This window comes from Streptomyces sp. NBC_01471, from assembly GCF_041438865.1.
Classification (GTDB): domain Bacteria; phylum Actinomycetota; class Actinomycetes; order Streptomycetales; family Streptomycetaceae; genus Streptomyces.
Genome location: NZ_CP109450.1, coordinates 5,765,058 through 5,781,389 on the forward strand (window position 1 = coordinate 5,765,058; position 16,332 = coordinate 5,781,389).

Genomic DNA, 16,332 nt, shown 5'->3' on the forward strand with positions numbered 1-16,332 from the left:
TTAGGCCCCCGCCGCGTCAGCGGCAGGTGATTGGGTCTCGGCGATGAGGGCGCGAGCCGCGTCGAGGTCGTCGGGTGTCTTGAGCGCCAGCGTCCGCACACCGGGCATGGCGCGCTTGGCGATGCCCACCAGCGTGCCACCGGGGCAGACCTCGATGAGCGCGGTCGTGCCCAGCTTCAGCGCGGTCTCCATGCACAGATCCCAGCGGACCGGGTTCGAGACCTGGTTGACCAGCCGGGCGACGACGTCGGCACCGGTCGTGACCACCTCGCCGTCGGCGTTCGAGAGGTACGGGACGGCCGGGTCGGCGACGACCAGGTCCTGCGCGGCCCTGCCGAGTCCGGCGACCGCCGGAGCCATGTGGTGCGTGTGGAAGGCACCGGCCACCTTGAGCGGCATGACCCGGCGCACGCCGTCGGGCTTGTCGTCGACGAGCGCGGCGATCTGCTCGGCGGTGCCCGCGGCGACGATCTGGCCGGCGCCGTTCACGTTCGCCGGGGTCAGCCCGAGCTTCTCCAGATGCGGGACCACGGTTCCGGGGTCGCCGCCGAGCAGCGCGGCCATCCCGGTCTCCGTGACGGCCGCGGCCTCGGCCATGGCCAGTCCGCGGGTCCGTACGAAACCGAGCGCCGACGCTTCGTCGAGGACGCCCGCGAAAGCCGCGGCCGTGATCTCGCCGACGCTGTGTCCTGCGACGGCGCCGGGCACGAAGTCGCCCAGCGCGGAAGCGGACAGCAGGCCGGCCGCGACCAGCAGCGGCTGGGCGACCGCGGTGTCGCGGATGGTGTCCGCGTCGGCCTTCGTGCCGTAGTGGGCAAGGTCGAGCCCGATGGCGTCCGACCACGCGGCGACGCGGTCGGCGGCACCGGGAAGTTCGAGCCAGGGAGTCAGGAAGCCGGGCGTCTGAGCGCCTTGGCCGGGAGCGACGAGTACGAGCACCCTCACACTCTCTCTTGTGGACGGCTCCGGACGCCCGTGGGGACAGGGACGAAGAACCGTCGGGGTAATTGTTGGTGTCCGACAAAAGTCTAGAGCTGCGTATCCCCGTCGGCCAGGCGCCCCAGGATCAGAGCGATGCGCAGAGTGAATGCGGAGCGCACGTCGGAGGGTGACCAACCGGTGACGTCGGTCACACGTCGGAGCCGGTAGCGAACGGTGTTGGGGTGCACGAAGAGCATCCTGGCCGCGCCCTCCAGACTGCTCGCCTGTTCGAGATACACACTCAGCGTCTCCAGGAGGGCGGATCCCGCCTCTTCCAGAGGTCTGTAGATCTCCTCCACCAACTGCTCGCGGGCCGACGGGTCCGACGCGATGGCGCGCTCCGGCAGCAGATCGTCGGCGAGCACCGGGCGCGGCGCGTCCTGCCAGGCGTAACCGGCCTTGAGCCCCGCGGCTGCCGCCTGCGCGGACCGGGTGGCCGCGAGCAGGTCGGGCACGATCGGGCCGGCGACGACCGGCCCCGCCGCGTACGGGCCGATCAGGGCCTTGGCGACCTGGAGCGGATTGTCGTTGCCGCCCGCGATGACGACGAGCCGGTTGCCCAGCACCCCGGTCAGCACCTGCACCTTGGCGTGCCGGGCGGCTCGGCGGATCGCCTCGACGGTCAGCTCGCTGTCGCCCTCGGGCGCGGTGCCGAGGATCACACAGACGTGGTCGGGCGAGTTCCAGCCGAGCGCGGCGGCGCGGGAGACGGCGCCCTCGTCGGCCTCGCCCGACAGGACCGCGTTGACCACCAGCGACTCCAGCCGGGCGTCCCAGGCGCCGCGGGCCTCGGCGGCCTGCGCGTACACCTGGGCGGTCGCGAAGGCGATCTCCCGGGCGTAGACCAGCAGCGCCTCACGGAGGATCGACTCGTCACCCGGGGCGGCGACTTCCTCGATCGCGGTCTCCATGACCTCGATCGTGGTGCGCACCATCTCGACCGTCTGCCGCAGCGTGATGGCCCGGGTCAGCTCGCGCGGGGCGGTGCCGAAGACGTCGGTGGAGATCGCCTGGGGGGCTTCGGGGTGCCGGAACCACTCGGTGAACGCCGCGATGCCGGCCTGTGCGACCAGGCCGATCCAGGAACGGTTCTCCGGTGGCATGGCCCGGTACCACGGCAGGGTCTCGTCCATCCGGGCGATGGCGTTCGCCGAGAGCCGGCCGGAGGACTGCTCCAGCCTCTTCAGGGTCGCGGCGTGCGGATGTGCGGGAGGGGGGCCGGGCTGCGCGGAATCGGGTCGGGGCACGGGGACAAGACTGCCTTATCCGGACCCCGGTATGGCGTGGCGGGGCTACGGTGGACGGCGTGATGGATGTACGGCGCTCCGGCGCGCGCTACCGCGGAGGCGACCCCGCGGCCGGTATCGACTCCCGCCACGCCTTCTCGTTCGGCACCTTCTACGACCCGGACAACCTGCGGTTCGGGCCGGTCCTGGCCTGCAACGAGGAGCGGCTCGCGCCCGGGGCGGGCTTCGACGAACATCCGCACAGCCACACCGAGATCGTCACGTGGGTGGTCGAGGGCCAGCTCACCCACCGTGACTCGACGGGCGGCGCCACGGTCGTACGGGCCGGAGACGTCCAGCACCTCTCGTCGGCCGGCGGGGTGCGCCACGAGGAGCGCAACGAGGGCGCGGAGCCGCTGGTCTTCGTCCAGATGTGGCTGGCCCCGCTGGAGCCGGGCGGCGAACCCTCGTACGAGATCGTGCGCGGCATCGCGGACGCCACCCCCTACGCGGTCCCGGCGGCGGGCGCCCTGCTCTCAGTCCGCAGACCGGCCCCGGGCGAGCGCGTGGCGGTGCCGGACGCGGCGGGGGTGTACGTGCATGTCGTACGGGGTGAAGTGCGGCTGGCGGAGGCGGAGTTGGAGCCGGGCGACTCGGTGCGGATCACGGAGGCTGAAGGCCTGGAGCTGGTGGCGGCGACGGCCGCCGAGGTGCTGATCTGGGAGTTCTAGCGGAGCCCGTCCACGAAGGCCTGCCAGGCAGGGGCGTGGACGAACAGCGTGGGTCCGGCGGGGTTCTTGCTGTCGCGGACCGGCACGGTACCGGGGAGGCCGTGGGCCACCTCTACGCATTCGCCGCCGGTGTTTCCGCTGTACGACGACTTCCGCCATGCGGCGCCGTCGGTCACTGTGCACTCGACGCACTCGCCGCCGTTGGTGCCGCTGTACGACGACTTCCGCCAGCACGCTCCGGTCAGGTCATCGCCGGGCTCCATATCGTTCCTCCATCACGCGAGCGATCAGTACCGCCGAGTCCTCGGGGGAGAGGGCGGTGGCTTGCAGGCGAGCGTAGCCGACCGAACGTTCTTTGATCACTGTCGGATTGGCAGTCATATGGCCTTGGTCGTAGCTCTCCACGTAGAAGAGGTCGGGGTCGTCATCCAACCTCAGCAATGTGAATGAGCCCATCATCCCCGTGTGTTGGCCAGCTGAGAACGGCATGACCTGGATCTGCACCCACGGATTGTCGCGGAAGTCCAACAGCCGGGCCAGTTGCCTGCGCATGACGTCCTGCCCGCCGACCTCCTGAAGCAACGCGGCCTCACTCAGGACGATCCACAGAGCGGGTGCGTGCTCCCCCTCCAGGATCCGCTGGCGGTCCAGCCGGGCTGCCACCATCTCATCGACCTTGCCCGGGTGGTCGACGCCGAGCAGCGCCCGCGCGTACTCCTCCGTCTGAAGTAGCCCGTACACCAACTGCGCCTGGTACGTGGAGATGTACGCCGCCCGCGCCTCCATCTCCGCATACGGCTGGAACCAGGTCGGCAGCTGGCTGCGCAGGACCAGGCCGACCAGGCGTGAGAACACCCCGTCCGTGGCGAGCGCCGCGTCCACCCTCTCGGCGAAATCGCGCGTGGGGATCTTCTTCGTGGTCTCGATCTGGCCGATCAGGGAGCCGGTGCAGAAGATGAGGTCGCCGAGCTGCCCCTGTTTCAGGCCGTTGGCCTCTCGCTGCCGGCGCAGCTCCCAGCCGAAGTAGTCCAGCGGAGAAGCGCTGGGATCGAGTGAGTGGATGTTGGCCACGGGGGCACCTCCGGCCTGCAACGCCGCTCGGCGTTCGGTTCAGTACGTAGCCGAGCGTAACCGTCACATTGCACGCTGGTGACATGAATGACGTAAATGGTTCCCCGGCAGGCGTCGCGGAGTCGACCTACCGTGCCGCCTTCGCGGTGAGCGAGCACTCGGCGCTGCATCTGCGCCGCATCCTGCGCATGTATCTCACCGGCTGGGGCCTCCTCGAAGTGGCCGACGTGGCGGAGCTGGCGCTCACCGAGCTGATCGCGAACGTCGTACGGCATGTCCCGGGCCGCCTCTGCCAGACGTACATCTTCTGGCTCCCCGGCCGGGGCGTGCGGATCGAGGTCGCGGACGGGTGCCCCCGCCTGCCCAGCGCGGCTGTCGGCGATGAACTGGACGAGGGCGGACGAGGGTTGGTCCTGGTCGCCGCCCTCACCGACCACTGGGGCGTGGAGCCGCGCCGCGACGGATGCGGCAAGACGGTGTGGTTCGAGTGCCTGGCCGCGAAGGCGGACGATGCGCGGGCGCCGGGGGAGGCCGCGAGGTGACGGCCCGCTGAGTTCCGCCGGCGGTAGGAGCCTCAGGCGGCACAGGGCGGTCTGTAGGGCAGGGAGTCGCCGACGTAGCGCCGCCATTCCTTGGCGGTGAGGACGTTTCTGGTGTCGGCGCAGATCCGGTCGGCGATGGTGTCGGCATCCAGCGCCCACAACCGGACCGACTCGTCCAGACTGCCGGTGGCCAGGGTCCGGCCGTCCGGGCTGAACGCCGCTGACCAGACACCGCTGTTGTGGCCTGTCAGCGGCTCGCCCAGGGACGCGGAACGGTCAGCATCGGACACGTTCCACAGGCGGACCGTCCCGTCGAGGGCTCCTGATGCCAGCACTTTTCCATCAGGGCTGTACGCGACCGCCCGCACGGCACTCGTGTGCCCTTCCAGGGGACGGCCTCGGGGCACGGAGTGGACCGGATCCGACACATTCCACAGTCGTACGGTGAAATCGTATGCACCGATGGCCAGTGTGTGTCCGTCCGGGCTGAACGCCAGCGAGGACGCCTGGGATCCTACGTTCAGCGGGCGGCCCAGAGGCCCGGGCCGGGCGGGATGGGAAACATCCCACAGCCGGACTGTTTTGTCGCTGCTTCCCGAGGCGAGTGTTCTGCCGTCCGGACTGAACGTCACTGACCAGACCTGATTGGTGTGGCTTCTCAGTGGCTCACCGAGCAGCGCAGGCCGGGCTGGGGTCGTCACGTCCCACAGCCGCACTGTCCTGTCGTCACTTCCCGAGGCAAGAGTCCGGCTGTCCGGACTGAATGCCAGAGATTCGACCAGGTCGGTGTGGCCTCGCAGGGGTTCACCCAGGAGTCTGGGCCCGGTATCTGTCGAGACATCCCACAACTGCACCGCCCCCTTGGCGTCTCCTACGGCCAGGGTGTGCCCGTCGGGACTGAGCGCCAGCGACATGGCGGAACGGATGTGGCCTTTCAGGGGTGGTCCCAAGGATTTTGGCCGGGACCGGGCCGATACGCTCCACAGCCGCACTGATCCGTCTCCGCCGCCCCCGGTCGCCAGGAGGTGTCCATGGGGGCTGAACGCCACCAGGCTGACGACATCGGTGTTTCCGGTGAGGCGGGTGGAGGGGAGATTCCACAGCCGGACCGATGTGTCGTAGCTGCCGGTTGCCAGCGTGTGTCCGTCCGGGCTGAACGCCACCGAGGACACGGTGCCGGTGTGGCCGGCCAGGGCGCGGCCGAGGAGTATGTGCTGGTCGGGGTTGGACACGTTCCACAACCGCACGGTTGAAGCCCCGTTTCCCACTGCCAGCGTCCGGCCGTCCGGACTGAATGCCACCTTCGTGATGACGTTCCTGTCGCTGTACAAGGGGCTTCCGCGGAGCCTGGGCCGTGCGGGGGCCGACACGTTCCACAGCCGCACCGTGCTTCCGCCACCGCCCCCGGTGGCGAGAGTGTGTCCGTCCGGGCTGAAGGCGACCGAGGTCACGGTGCTGGAGTAGCCCTTCAGCGGGCTGCCCAGGGGTTTGGGGCGGAGCGGGTGGGACACGTCCCACAGCCGCACCGTCCTGTCGGCGCTCCCCGAGGCGAGCGTCCTGCTGTCAGGGCTGAAGGCCAGCGAGAAGACATTGTCGGAGTGGGCCTTCAAGGGTGTGCCCAGGAGCTCCGGGCGGGACGGGGTGGAGACGTCCCACAGTTGCACTGCGCCATCACCTGCGCCGATGCCCAGCAGGTGTCCGTCCGGGCTGAATGCCACTGCCGAAACACCCTTGGTCATTCCCCGGAGAGGCTCACCGAGCAGTGTGGGACGAGCGGGATCCGACACATTCCACAGCCGCACGAGGGAGTCGGTGCTTCCGGCTGCCAGGGTGCGCCCGTCCGGGCTGAACACCACCTCGTTGAAGGCGCCGGCGGTGGGGCCCTTCAGAGGGCTGCCCAGGGGTTCGGGCCGCGTCGGGTCCGCCACGTTCCACAGCCGGACGGTGGAATCCCAGCTCGCGCTGGCGAGTGTCTTTCCGTCCGGGCTGTACGCCACTGCGGCGACTCGGCCCTTGTGACCGGACAGAGGAGTGGAAAGCGGATCGTCTCCCGTATTGACCAGCCGTGTGTACGTCTCGTCGCCGGGGCTCATTCGGTGGGCCACGAGGGCGAGTTGGGCCGACAGGGACGCATCCTTCGTATGCAGCTGGTCCGCTTCGGAAACCACTCTGTTGTAGACGGCGAGGTCGCGCTGGTGCAACGCCTCGTCCTGTTGTCTGAATGCGACTACGGCGGCGCCGGAGGTGGCCAGGACGAGCATCGCCAGAACGACGACAAGTGCGGTGCGTAGGCGAGTTGTCCGCCGCCTTGCCCGGATGCAGGCCGCGAGGAAAGCCTGGGCCGTGCCACTCAGAACTCCGGGGGAGGCCGCGGCCCAGACGCGTGCGACCTCCAGACGGCTTCCGCGGTGGAGCAGGGACGGGTCCCGGGCTCCTCGGTCCCAGGTGACCGCGCTCTCTTCCAGGCTCTGGCGCGTCAGCCGGTCCGCACGGTCGGTCTCGATCCAGTTCCGCAGCCGAGGCCAGCTGTGCAGCAGGGCCTCGTGGGTGATTTCGACGATGTCCCGCTGCTGGGTCAGCAGCCGTGTCCGGGTGAACGCGTCCACCACCGGCCCTGCGGGAGCGCCGAAACCCGCCAGGTCGCCACGTGACAGCCGTCTTCGGACGTCCTCGGTCCCGTCTCCGACCTTGACCATACGGAGGAAGAGCGACTGTGCCACGAGCTGCCCGGCCGCATCCAGACGGGAGAACACGTCTTCGGCGGTGGTCGCGACAGCGTGCTGGATGCCACCGGTGGCCTGGTAGCCCCGCACCGTGAGAGTGGAGCCGTGGCGCTGTTGCCAGCTGCCCCGCAGTGCGTGAGCGAGCAAGGGCAGCCGCCCGGCCTCATAGCCGACGGCTTTCTCCCCGTGTGCCCCGGACGAAGTACCCAAATCGCGCAGAAGCAACTCGACGAGCCCGGACTCGATATCAAGGCCCACCTGGCGGGCCGGATAGAGGATCGCCTCGCGCAACTCCACGTCCGACATGCCCCCGACCACCAACGGGGCATCCTGCAGTGCGGTACGCAACACCGGGAAGTCGACACAGGCCGCATAGAAATCTGCCCGGATGCCGAGCAGGACCAGCCCCACCGGGCTCGCCTCCGGACCTTCCTGACCTCGGCCGCCCGCGATCCGCCCGAGCAGGTCGACGAAAAGGTGCCGCTGCCGGTCGTCACCGCACAACGTGAAGAGTTCCTCGAACTGGTCCACCACCAGGAGCACCCGCGCCTCCCGGTCCTCGTCGCCGACACGGCGGCGCAGACCTTCGGACAGCACGGGGACGCACTGACGCGGGTCGGCGGTCAGCCTCCCGGCCAACTCGTCCGCGTCGGTGTCCGCCAGCGAGGCGAGTCGGGCAGCGAGGGCCCGCACGGGGTCGGCGGTGGGTGTGAACACCAGCTTCGGCCATCGGTCGGAGCCCGGTAAGGCGGCCTGATCCAGCCCGGGCAGCAGACCTGCCCGCAGCAGTGAGGACTTCCCCGCCCCCGACGGCGCCACGACCACCTGGGCTCCACCGGTACTCCGGCGCTGATCCAGACGGGCCGTCAGTTCCGCGGTCGGTGCGGCCCGTCCGAAGAACCATCGGGCCTGCTCCGACCCGAACTCGGCAAGCCCCGGATAGGGGCACTCGGGCACCGGCCCGCCCGGTGCGACCCGGCGCTGCCCGTGCACCCCGTCGACGTAATGGAAGTGCTGATCGTGCCCAGCCTGGTTGATGGTGGCATGCCCGGAGGCGTCCGCCCGGAGGTGCACCTCTTCACCGGAGGCACGCGGGGGATCACGGTCCGGAACCTCCGGGTCCCTGTCCGGACTCATGGCTCATGCCCCCGTGATGTGCTGGTCCCGCCCCGCCTGGTACACCCGGGCATGGTCCGACGCCCATGCCGACATCGTGGCCGAGGTGCTGTGCGTGGTCGCGGCCAGAGCAGGCTCCAGAACGTCGGCCAGCAACCGGCGCAGTTCGACGGCTACTTCCGGATGGGAGAGCAGCAGCCCGCGCAGCCGTCCCTGCCATGCGCCGACCACATCCTGCTCGGCCTCTCCGTCTCCCGCGCGCCGGGCGGCGAGGACCTGTGAGCGGGACTCCTCCAGCTCGGCGCCCACCGCGTCCGCCCGCTCAGGATGCAACCGCCGCCACAGCCCGCTCACGGCAGCCTGTGCTTGCTCCCAACCCGTTGTCGCCAGTAACTGCACCACGGTCGTAGCCGCCGTGGATGTAAGCGCGGTCAGCTCTGGATCCACCCCGTACCCCCCAGTACTCGCACGTTGCGTCTCCTGCCTACAGGTACGGACGGCCCGTGCGCCAGCCCCCTGACGGGTCGGATACGGTCACGCCGAAATCTCGCCGTTCGCGCAGGTAAAGCAGCCGCAGTTTTCCCGCTCCCATCCCGCTGACCGAAAAACACTGCATCCATATTCGGCCACCCTGGTTTCTGTGGCGCGCCTTCTGGCCCGTCCGTCAACGCGGGCAGTTCAATATGACTCTATTCGGCCACCCGGCCGAAAAGTGGGGGCGCGCAAGCTCTGCCCATTGATTTAAGGGGCAGCGGTAATCTGTACATCGCGTTTATCGACTGTGTGCCGGGGAAGGTTGCCATAGTCGTAATGAGGTTTGATCTACGTCGCTCCAGGCCGGGCTGGAGACCGAAAGCCGTGGCCAGCGCATTACTTGGCTTCTCGTATTTCCAGGGATTTCACCAAGCATTAACCATGCATGGGTCCAATCCTTGTTCCGAAAATGCAAGAAATTGAGCGTGGGGAGCTTGATTTCGTGTGGGCGCAGTCGGTCCACTGATTCCACTGTCAAGTCAGGAAGGCGCAATCGTGACCGGGTTCAAGATCAGTAAGCAGTTCCATTTCTCGGCCAGTCACCGTCTGTCCGAACTCCCCGAAGGGCATCCGTGCAGCAGAATGCACGGCCATAACTATGTGGTCGACCTCGAACTGGCTGCGCCCGTCGGAGGACTGACCAAGGCGGGCTTCGTGCGGGACTACGGCGACCTCTCCGCATTCAGTTCCTGGCTGGACGGCGAGATCGACCACAGGCATCTCAACGATGTACTGACAGACCGCAACCCGTCGGCCGAGCACTTGGCGCAGTGGATTTTCGAACGGTGGGTCGGGGAGTTCCCCGAACTCGTCTCCGTACGGGTGTCCGAAACGCCGAAAACCTCAGCCGAGTATCGACCGTGACCTTCTGGTCTCCCGGTTCACGAGAAGGAATGGAGGTGGTGCGGGCATGGAACTGAAGCTCGTTGTGAATGAGATCTTCGGTCCTACTTGACCGTCCAGGGGGAGGGGCCATCCGTCGGACGACGGTGCGCGTTTCTCCGGCTCGGGGGGTGCAACCTGTCGTGCAGCTGGTGCGACACGCCGTACACCTGGGACTGGACCGGGGTGAGTGACACGGGTGTCGCCCACAATCCGGCTACCGAACTGACTGCCATGCCCTGGCCTGAGGTTCTGGAGAAACTGCAGAACTTCCGAGTCCCGATGATCGTCGTGTCCGGTGGTGAACCGCTCAATCAGCAGAAGCGGTTGATTCCACTTGTGCGCGCACTGCGCGAAACGGGGAAGCGGGTGGAGATCGAGTCCAACGGCACGGTGCTACCTTCCCCGGAACTGATCGACGCCGGCGTGCACTTCAATGTGTCGCCCAAGCTGTCTCACTCCGGGGACTCCGAAAAGCGTCGCCTTGTGCCAGGAGCGCTGAAGGCGTTCGTGTCGGCACCGGACGTCGACTTCAAGTTCGTGTGCCGCGACCATGCCGACCTCGACGAAGTTTCAGCTGTCGTCGAAAAGTACGGCATGTCGTCCGTATGGATCATGCCCGAAGGGCGGAACTCGGATGACGTGCAACGTCATCTTTCCGCGCTGGGGGACGAGGTAGTGATACGCGGCTGGAATCTCACGACCCGACTTCATGTCGCCGTATGGGGAGAAAAGAGAGGTGTGTGAATCGAATGATCGTGGCTCAAGGGTCCTCACTTCCCGAAGAAGGTGCTGCGCTCGGTTCCCCCGATCCGCTGGAGGGTATCGCCAGGCAGTTGCTCCTGGAAATCGGTGAAGACCCCGACAGGGACGGCCTGAGGGAAACACCCGCGAGGTTCGCCCGCTGGTGGCGCGAGTTCAGCTCGTACGACGCGGGAGAAGTCTCGACGGTGTTCCCGCAGCACACGGCCGGTGGCGGCACTGTGCTGGTGAAGGGCATCGAGGTGTGGTCCTTGTGCGAGCACCATCTGCTGCCTTTCTCCTGCTCGGTGAGCATCGCGTACCGGCCCATCGGGAAGATCCTCGGACTGTCGAAGTTCGCCAGGATCGCCCACGGGCACGCACACCGCCTTCAGGTGCAGGAGCGACTCGTCAGCGACATCGCGGAAGAGGTCCGCCAGGTGACCGGTTCGAAGGACGTGGCTGTCGTCGCCACGGGTGAACACCTCTGCATGACCATGCGGGGGATCCGGACGTCGGCCGAGATGACCTCAAGTGCGTACAGCGGCCTCTTCGACGAACACGGCCCCGCCCGACAGGAGTTGGTGGCCATGATCTTCAACCCTTCCCGGTAGGCGCCACCGTTCGGGGCCGAGCCGTCAGACTCTCAGTGAGGTTCACTTGCACACACACCCCGACGCCTGTCCCGACGCGTCCTGTCTGGACGCGTCCCAGGTAACCACCCACCCGTTCTGCGCACCGGGCGACGGCATGCCGACCGAGTACCGCGGCCCCCACAGCCTCAGCCATCGCGGCTGGCTGGACTTCACCAGGCGGCTGGAGCGGCGCGAGGAGATCGCCGCCGCCTGCGCCGCCGTCGCCGGCAACAAGCGCGTACTCGATGTGGGGGGCGGCACGGGCGATCTCACCCGGGCCGTCGCCCGCCAGCTCGGGCACTGCACGACGGTCGAACCCCATGTGCAGCGGGCGGAGACACTGCACGAGCGCACCGGGGCGGACGGCGGCGGGACGATCGACATCCTGCCCGGAGCCGCCGAGTCCCTCCCGTTCGCCGACGCGTCGTTCGACGCGGTGATCGCCACCTGGGTTCTCCCGTACGTGGAGGATCTTGAGCGGTCGGTGCGCGAAATGGCGCGGGTCTGCGACCGTTCCCACCCGGAGTCGAAGATCGTCCTGCTGGGCGGCGCCGCCGACAACGAGCTGGTGAGCATCCTCAACGAGACCTGCGTACCGGTGGCCGGAGAACCGCAGGACCACCAGGGGTACTTGCTGGGCTGTGCCGCCCAGGTACTCAGCAGGCACGGCTTCGGCTGCTTCTCCCTGGGGCGCACGGAGGCCGCCGTCCATTTCCCCGAGCAGCGCGTCGAGGACCGTGTCGAGGCCGCCGCGGAGACTCTGGTCAACTTCTGGTACGAGGATCATCCGAAGGCCGCCGAGATGCGTGAGGCCGCCGCTCCGGCGATATACCGGCACTTCGCGCACCGGCCGCACGCCATCGGGGACCAGGGCCTTGTGCTCACTGCCCGCCCGAAGTGCCGGGCGGACGGCGAATGAACATCGCTTTCGTCCTCCTGACCCACGAGCCCGATGAACCCGCCGGGATCGAACGGGCTCTGGCGTCACTCGCCGACGGGCTCGGAGAGCTCGGCCACCGGGTCCTGTTCGTGGCCGCCGGCCCCCCGTCCGCGTCGGACGGCCCCGGCCTCGTGCGCCTGAAGACGCTCACGCTGCCGCGGCCCATGCTCGTCGACCAGGTGCTGTCTCTCCTGCCCAGTCCGCTTCCCGTTCAGCGAGAGATCGAGAGCGTGCTGCGCGAGCAGGACATCGATCTCGTCTGCTGGGCGGACGCCGTCGCGGGCCTGGGCTACCTCAGCCCCGCTCCGCCAGGGGTCCGTACAGCGCTGATGGTCCATTTCATGCGGACCGACGAGTCGATGAAGCAGAGTCTGGAACACAAGCCCGGGGTCGTCCTGCCGGTGAGCGACTACCTCACCCGCGACTCGGCCCGCGCCGGTGTGGACACCACCGGCTGGCGGGCCCTCCCGAACGCCGTCCCGGCCCGGAGCGACCCGCCGTCCGCGGACGTACGGGAACAGCTTCGCCGTACCGGCCCGGTGCGAACGCTGGCCAGGGCCGACCCGCAGAAGGGCATCGCCCAGCTGCTGGAGGCCTTCCCGGAGGAGGGGGTCGGCCGTCCGGTACAGATCATCCTGGCGACGGCACGGTTCGAGTTCTGGCCGGGCATGCAGGAAGACGTGCTCGACGAGTGCCGACGCCTGGCCGACCGCCTCCCCGACGTCGAGATCCTTCCTCGGATCCCGTGGCAGGACGTACAGGGGTTCCTGGCCGGAGCATCCGTCGCGCTGGCGCCTTCCGTCGAGCCGGAGACCTTCGGCAATGTCGCCGCGGAGGCGCTCTCGGTCGGTACGCCGGTCGTGGGATACGCACTGGGCCACCTTCCCGTCCTGGTCGGGGAGGCCGGCCGCTTGGTGGACCTGAGCGACGGGCCGGGCCGGTTGTGGGCGCAGGTGAGGGAACTGGTCGACGACGCTCCCGCCTACCACACGCTGTCCCGGCAGGCCGTGTCGCAGGCCACGGGCCTCACGCCCGTCGCCGTCGCACGAACCTTCCTGGCCCTGACGGCACCGACCGCCGCCCCATGACCGGCCCACCCGGCACCGGGCAGCACCGACATTTCCGCGCACGTCATCGACCTGTCCCGCCGCGGGGCAGCGACACATCGGAGGAACGGACATGAGCCAGACTCCCGCCAGTACCGACCCGTTCACCGCTGTCATCGTCCTGTCGGGAGGGATGGACTCGACGACCCTGACGGCGCACTACGCGGCGCTGGGCTACCAGTTGATCGCCGTGACGGCCGACTACGGGCAGCGCCATCGACAGGAGATCGAATCCGCCCGCGCGGTCGCGAACCACTACGGTGCCCACCACCATGTGGTCGATCTGCGCGGCTACGGGGCATTACTGCACGGCTCGGCTCTCACCGACGCCGGTGTGGAAGTGCCCGACGGTCACTACGCCGAGGACTCCATGCGCTCCACGGTGGTGCCCAACCGGAACGCTGTCCTGGCCAACGTCGCCGTAGGAGTCGGTGTGGCCAACAGGGCGGCCACCGTGGCCCTGGGCATGCACGCGGGCGACCACTTCGTCTACCCGGACTGCCGACCCGCCTTCGTCGATGCCTTGCGCACCCTGGTGGACGTGGCCAACGAAGGGTTCCCGACGCCGCGGGTCGAGGCGCCCTTCCTCACCTGGTCCAAGGCGGACATCGCCACGCACGGGGCCCGTCTGAACGCGCCGTTGGACCTGAGCTGGTCCTGCTACAAGGGCGGTGAAACACACTGCGGTACGTGCGGCACCTGCTACGAGCGGCGTGAAGCATTCCGCGACGCCGGAGTGGTGGACCCGACCGCGTATGTGGACAGCGTCACCGAATTCACGGCGCCACGCTCCTGAGCACCGCCGGGGGCATGCCGCCCGGCGGTGGAATCCGAGGACGGCCGACGCCCACCCCCGGGGCCGGCCCGGGGCGACCGGTCACCGACCGGAGTTGAGTTCCGCGAGTACCGCCTCCGTGAACGGCGGCCAGGCATCGACCGCCCACGGCCCGAAGTCCCGGTCGGCCAGCGCCACGCACGCGGCCCCCGCCTCCGGGTCGACCCAGAGGAACGTACCCGACTGGCCGAAGTGGCCGAAGGTGCGCGGGGATGACGAACGGCCCGTCCAGTGCGGGGACTTGGTGCCTCGGATCTCGAATCCGAGGCCCCAGTCGTTCGGGTTCTGCAGACCGTATCCGGGCAGCACGCCCTTGAGCCCGGGGTGGACCACCGAGGTGGCCTCGGCCACGGTGCGCGGGTCGAGCAGCCGGGGCGCCTGGAGCTCGGCGGCGAACCTGGCCAGGTCGTCGGCGCTGGACACGCCGTCCTTCGCGGGGGAGCCGTCCAGCGAGGTGGCCGCCATCCCGAGGGGTTCGAGCACCCCCTCGCGGAGGTACTCGGCGAACGGGATACCGGTGGCCGCCGCGATGTGGTCGCCGAGCGCCTCGAACCCCGCGTTGGAGTAGATCCGGCGCTCACCGGGGGCCGCCATCGCCCGGTCCTCGTCGAAGGCGAGACCGCTGGTGTGGGCGAGCAGATGGCGGACCGTCGCCCCGGGCGGGCCCGCGGGCTCGTCCAGCTCGATCGCGCCCTCCTCGTACGCCACGAGCGCGGCGTACGCGGCGAGCGGCTTGGTGACCGAGGCGAGCGCGAAGCGCCGTCCGGTCGGGCCGACCGTACCGGCGACGGTGCCGTCCGCTCGTACGACGGCGGCGGCCACCGCGGGTACCGGCCAGTTCTCGGTCATCGCCAGGCTGTTCATGCGTTCGATCCTAATCGGAGGCCGGATACGGCCCGCATGTCCGCCTGGGTGTCCCGGCCCACTCGAGCGAGTCGTTCTCCGGGTTGTCTCTCCGGGTTGTCTCTCCGGGCTGTTTCATTGGGCTTATTCGATCGAGACAGGTCCAGCGGTCCGGTTAGCTTCGCCTCATGGTGAATCAAGAGCGGTACGCCCTGTACCGGGAAGAGTCGAAGATACTGGCAGCGATCGGGGCACATGTCGACGCCCAGGTCGGCCGTGTCACGGTGCGACTGCCCAGGGCTGTGGCCGAGGCCGCGGTGGCCGCCTGGGAGCGTGACGATCCGGACGATGACCTCGGAGAGGAGACCCACGAGCAGTACGCGCTGCGGGATCAGGCCGGTGATCTGGCACTGATCGGCCTTGCGATCTCGGAGTCCGGCCGCCGGGAGGGCGAGGAGGTCGTCGTCGACCTGCATGTCCAATCCGCGGGAGCCGCCTGGCTCCAGGCTGCTGAGCTGGGACTGGCTGGGCAGTCCTGAGACCGCGCGGGGCGGCCTTTCGATGGGACCCGTGCGCCGGTTCAGGCCGTCCGGCTCAGGCCATCGCCGTGGCTCTCCGGGGTCTTGCGGGTCGCGAAGTACAGGGCGACGAGCCAGCCGATGAGGGTGCCGCCGAGCACCAGGTTGCCCAGCAGGATCAGCCACCGGTGCTGTACGCCCCGGTTGAAGGCGATCAACGACGGCAGGAGGTACAGGGCGACGAGGACGATGCCGATGAGGGTGGCGCCCAGGGGGCCGAGTGTTCCGAACATGTGGGCACCCTATGTGCTCCGGTGTTCGGTAGATCATCGTGTGCCGGGGGAGCCGATCCGGAACTTCCGCCCGTTTCCGCTTGCCTGGAGTGCACTCCAAGGATCTAGCGTTGGGGCTGTCGCGAGGATGAAGGAGCTGGGGCCGCATGACTGCGACCGAGACCGAGGCCGGGCCCGCGGCGAGGGCCGTGCACTCCTGTGCGGCACCGCCCGCCCCGGACAGGCTGCCCGACGGGCAGGACAAGTACACGATCAGTCAGGTCGTCGCGTTCACCGGTCTCACCGCGCACACCCTGCGCTGGTACGAGAGGATCGGGCTGATGCCGCATGTCGACCGGTCGCACACCGGCCAGCGCCGCTTCTCCAACCGCGACCTGGACTGGCTCGCCCTGGTCGGCAAGCTGCGGCTGACCGGAATGCCGGTGGCCAAGATGGTCCGCTACGCCGAACTCGTACGCCAGGGCGTGGACACCTTCGAGGAACGGCAGGAGCTCCTGGAGCAGACCCGCAGGGATGTGCGGCTGCGCATCGCGGAACTCCAGGACACGCTCTCCGTGCTCGACTTCAAGATCGACTCTTACGCGGACGCCCGGCGGGCGTCGGAGAGGTTCTGAA

At 68.7% G+C, this 16,332-nt stretch carries 18 protein-coding genes; 10 read left to right on the forward strand and 8 right to left on the reverse strand.

The window, feature by feature from the left end:
* Both OG285_RS25815 and OG285_RS25820 read right to left on the reverse strand, forming a co-directional pair.
* The gene (locus OG285_RS25815) at positions 1–939 is read right to left on the reverse strand and encodes an ACP S-malonyltransferase (RefSeq protein ID WP_371793615.1); all 939 of its coding nucleotides are present in this window, start codon (positions 937–939) and stop codon (positions 1–3) included.
* 89 nt (positions 940–1,028) lie between these two features.
* Positions 1,029–2,228, reverse strand: coding sequence for a helix-turn-helix domain-containing protein (locus tag OG285_RS25820; protein WP_356825477.1), 1,200 nt, complete (start codon positions 2,226–2,228; stop codon positions 1,029–1,031).
* Positions 2,229–2,290: 62 nt separating this feature from the next.
* Here OG285_RS25820 and OG285_RS25825 point away from each other — a divergent pair, with 62 nt between their 5' ends.
* Entirely contained in the window at positions 2,291–2,938 is a 648-nt protein-coding gene (locus OG285_RS25825) for a pirin family protein (protein WP_371793616.1), read from the forward strand.
* Here OG285_RS25825 and OG285_RS25830 read toward each other — a convergent pair.
* Together OG285_RS25830 and OG285_RS25835 are read right to left on the reverse strand one after the other, a co-directional pair.
* Positions 2,935–3,201 (reverse strand): DUF397 domain-containing protein, encoded by a 267-nt coding sequence (locus OG285_RS25830; protein WP_371792372.1) that lies wholly within the window; start codon positions 3,199–3,201, stop codon positions 2,935–2,937. The genes OG285_RS25825 and OG285_RS25830 overlap by 4 nt on opposite strands.
* A complete protein-coding gene (locus tag OG285_RS25835) occupies positions 3,185–4,009 on the reverse strand; it encodes a helix-turn-helix domain-containing protein (RefSeq protein ID WP_371792373.1) in 825 nt (274 codons plus the stop codon). The genes OG285_RS25830 and OG285_RS25835 overlap by 17 nt, the downstream gene beginning before the upstream one ends.
* Positions 4,010–4,092: 83 nt before the next feature.
* Here OG285_RS25835 and OG285_RS25840 point away from each other — a divergent pair, with 83 nt between their 5' ends.
* On the forward strand, positions 4,093–4,551 hold the full coding sequence (locus OG285_RS25840) for an ATP-binding protein (protein ID WP_371792374.1): 459 nt from the start codon (positions 4,093–4,095) through the stop codon (positions 4,549–4,551).
* 32 nt (positions 4,552–4,583) lie between these two features.
* Here OG285_RS25840 and OG285_RS25845 read toward each other — a convergent pair whose 3' ends face one another.
* Both OG285_RS25845 and OG285_RS25850 read right to left on the reverse strand, forming a co-directional pair.
* Positions 4,584–8,411 (reverse strand): hypothetical protein, encoded by a 3,828-nt coding sequence (locus tag OG285_RS25845; protein WP_371792375.1) that lies wholly within the window; start codon positions 8,409–8,411, stop codon positions 4,584–4,586.
* 3 nt (positions 8,412–8,414) lie between these two features.
* Positions 8,415–8,744: a hypothetical protein gene (locus OG285_RS25850; protein WP_356825467.1), complete on the reverse strand. Its 330-nt coding sequence runs from the start codon at positions 8,742–8,744 to the stop codon at positions 8,415–8,417.
* Positions 8,745–9,419: 675 nt separating this feature from the next.
* On the opposite strand from OG285_RS25850, the gene OG285_RS25855 reads away from it, so the two are divergent.
* The 6 genes from OG285_RS25855 (at position 9,420) to queC (ending at position 14,024) form a co-directional block, all read left to right on the forward strand.
* Positions 9,420–9,788 carry a 6-carboxytetrahydropterin synthase gene (locus OG285_RS25855; protein ID WP_356825465.1) on the forward strand — a complete coding sequence of 123 codons (369 nt, stop codon included), beginning with the start codon at positions 9,420–9,422 and terminating at the stop codon, positions 9,786–9,788.
* 87 nt (positions 9,789–9,875) lie between these two features.
* Entirely contained in the window at positions 9,876–10,553 is a 678-nt protein-coding gene (locus tag OG285_RS25860; protein WP_371792376.1) for a 7-carboxy-7-deazaguanine synthase QueE, read from the forward strand.
* A gap of 5 nt (positions 10,554–10,558) precedes the next feature.
* Positions 10,559–11,161, forward strand: coding sequence for a GTP cyclohydrolase I (gene folE / locus OG285_RS25865; RefSeq protein ID WP_371792377.1), 603 nt, complete (start codon positions 10,559–10,561; stop codon positions 11,159–11,161).
* A 46-nt stretch (positions 11,162–11,207) separates the two neighbouring features.
* Positions 11,208–12,101 carry a class I SAM-dependent methyltransferase gene (locus tag OG285_RS25870; RefSeq protein WP_371792378.1) on the forward strand — a complete coding sequence of 298 codons (894 nt, stop codon included), beginning with the start codon at positions 11,208–11,210 and terminating at the stop codon, positions 12,099–12,101.
* Complete coding sequence (locus OG285_RS25875; RefSeq protein ID WP_371792379.1) at positions 12,098–13,210, forward strand: glycosyltransferase family 4 protein; 1,113 nt, start codon at positions 12,098–12,100, stop codon at positions 13,208–13,210. Before OG285_RS25870 ends, OG285_RS25875 begins: the two co-directional genes overlap by 4 nt.
* Before the next feature lie 91 nt (positions 13,211–13,301).
* Positions 13,302–14,024 carry a 7-cyano-7-deazaguanine synthase QueC gene (gene queC, locus OG285_RS25880; protein WP_356825455.1) on the forward strand — a complete coding sequence of 241 codons (723 nt, stop codon included), beginning with the start codon at positions 13,302–13,304 and terminating at the stop codon, positions 14,022–14,024.
* 81 nt (positions 14,025–14,105) lie between these two features.
* Here queC and OG285_RS25885 read toward each other — a convergent pair whose 3' ends face one another.
* Positions 14,106–14,927 (reverse strand): serine hydrolase domain-containing protein, encoded by an 822-nt coding sequence (locus OG285_RS25885; RefSeq protein ID WP_371792380.1) that lies wholly within the window; start codon positions 14,925–14,927, stop codon positions 14,106–14,108.
* A 167-nt stretch (positions 14,928–15,094) separates the two neighbouring features.
* Here OG285_RS25885 and OG285_RS25890 point away from each other — a divergent pair, with 167 nt between their 5' ends.
* Positions 15,095–15,445 carry a hypothetical protein gene (locus OG285_RS25890; protein ID WP_356825451.1) on the forward strand — a complete coding sequence of 117 codons (351 nt, stop codon included), beginning with the start codon at positions 15,095–15,097 and terminating at the stop codon, positions 15,443–15,445.
* Positions 15,446–15,486: 41 nt separating this feature from the next.
* Here the strand turns inward: OG285_RS25890 and OG285_RS25895 are convergent, their stop codons facing one another.
* Entirely contained in the window at positions 15,487–15,717 is a 231-nt protein-coding gene (locus tag OG285_RS25895) for a superinfection immunity protein (RefSeq protein ID WP_356825449.1), read from the reverse strand.
* 146 nt (positions 15,718–15,863) lie between these two features.
* Between OG285_RS25895 and OG285_RS25900 the strand changes: the two genes are divergently transcribed.
* Entirely contained in the window at positions 15,864–16,331 is a 468-nt protein-coding gene (locus OG285_RS25900) for a MerR family transcriptional regulator (RefSeq protein ID WP_356825447.1), read from the forward strand.
* The last annotated feature ends 1 nt before the right edge of the window (position 16,332 follow it).

Excerpts from the sequence above, each read along its gene's own strand:
- OG285_RS25825 (WP_371793616.1), top strand. The coding sequence starts at position 2,291 with ATGGATGTACGGCGCTCCGGCGCGCGCTACCGCGGAGGCGACCCCGCG.
- OG285_RS25830 (WP_371792372.1), bottom strand. The coding sequence starts at position 3,201 with ATGGAGCCCGGCGATGACCTGACCGGAGCGTGCTGGCGGAAGTCGTCG.
- OG285_RS25840 (WP_371792374.1), top strand. The coding sequence starts at position 4,093 with ATGAATGACGTAAATGGTTCCCCGGCAGGCGTCGCGGAGTCGACCTAC.
- OG285_RS25845 (WP_371792375.1), bottom strand. The coding sequence starts at position 8,411 with ATGAGTCCGGACAGGGACCCGGAGGTTCCGGACCGTGATCCCCCGCGT.
- folE (WP_371792377.1), top strand. The coding sequence starts at position 10,559 with ATGATCGTGGCTCAAGGGTCCTCACTTCCCGAAGAAGGTGCTGCGCTC.
- OG285_RS25875 (WP_371792379.1), top strand. The coding sequence starts at position 12,098 with ATGAACATCGCTTTCGTCCTCCTGACCCACGAGCCCGATGAACCCGCC.
- queC (WP_356825455.1), top strand. The coding sequence starts at position 13,302 with ATGAGCCAGACTCCCGCCAGTACCGACCCGTTCACCGCTGTCATCGTC.
- OG285_RS25885 (WP_371792380.1), bottom strand. The coding sequence starts at position 14,927 with ATGAACAGCCTGGCGATGACCGAGAACTGGCCGGTACCCGCGGTGGCC.
- OG285_RS25890 (WP_356825451.1), top strand. The coding sequence starts at position 15,095 with ATGGTGAATCAAGAGCGGTACGCCCTGTACCGGGAAGAGTCGAAGATA.
- OG285_RS25895 (WP_356825449.1), bottom strand. The coding sequence starts at position 15,717 with ATGTTCGGAACACTCGGCCCCCTGGGCGCCACCCTCATCGGCATCGTC.
- OG285_RS25900 (WP_356825447.1), top strand. The coding sequence starts at position 15,864 with ATGACTGCGACCGAGACCGAGGCCGGGCCCGCGGCGAGGGCCGTGCAC.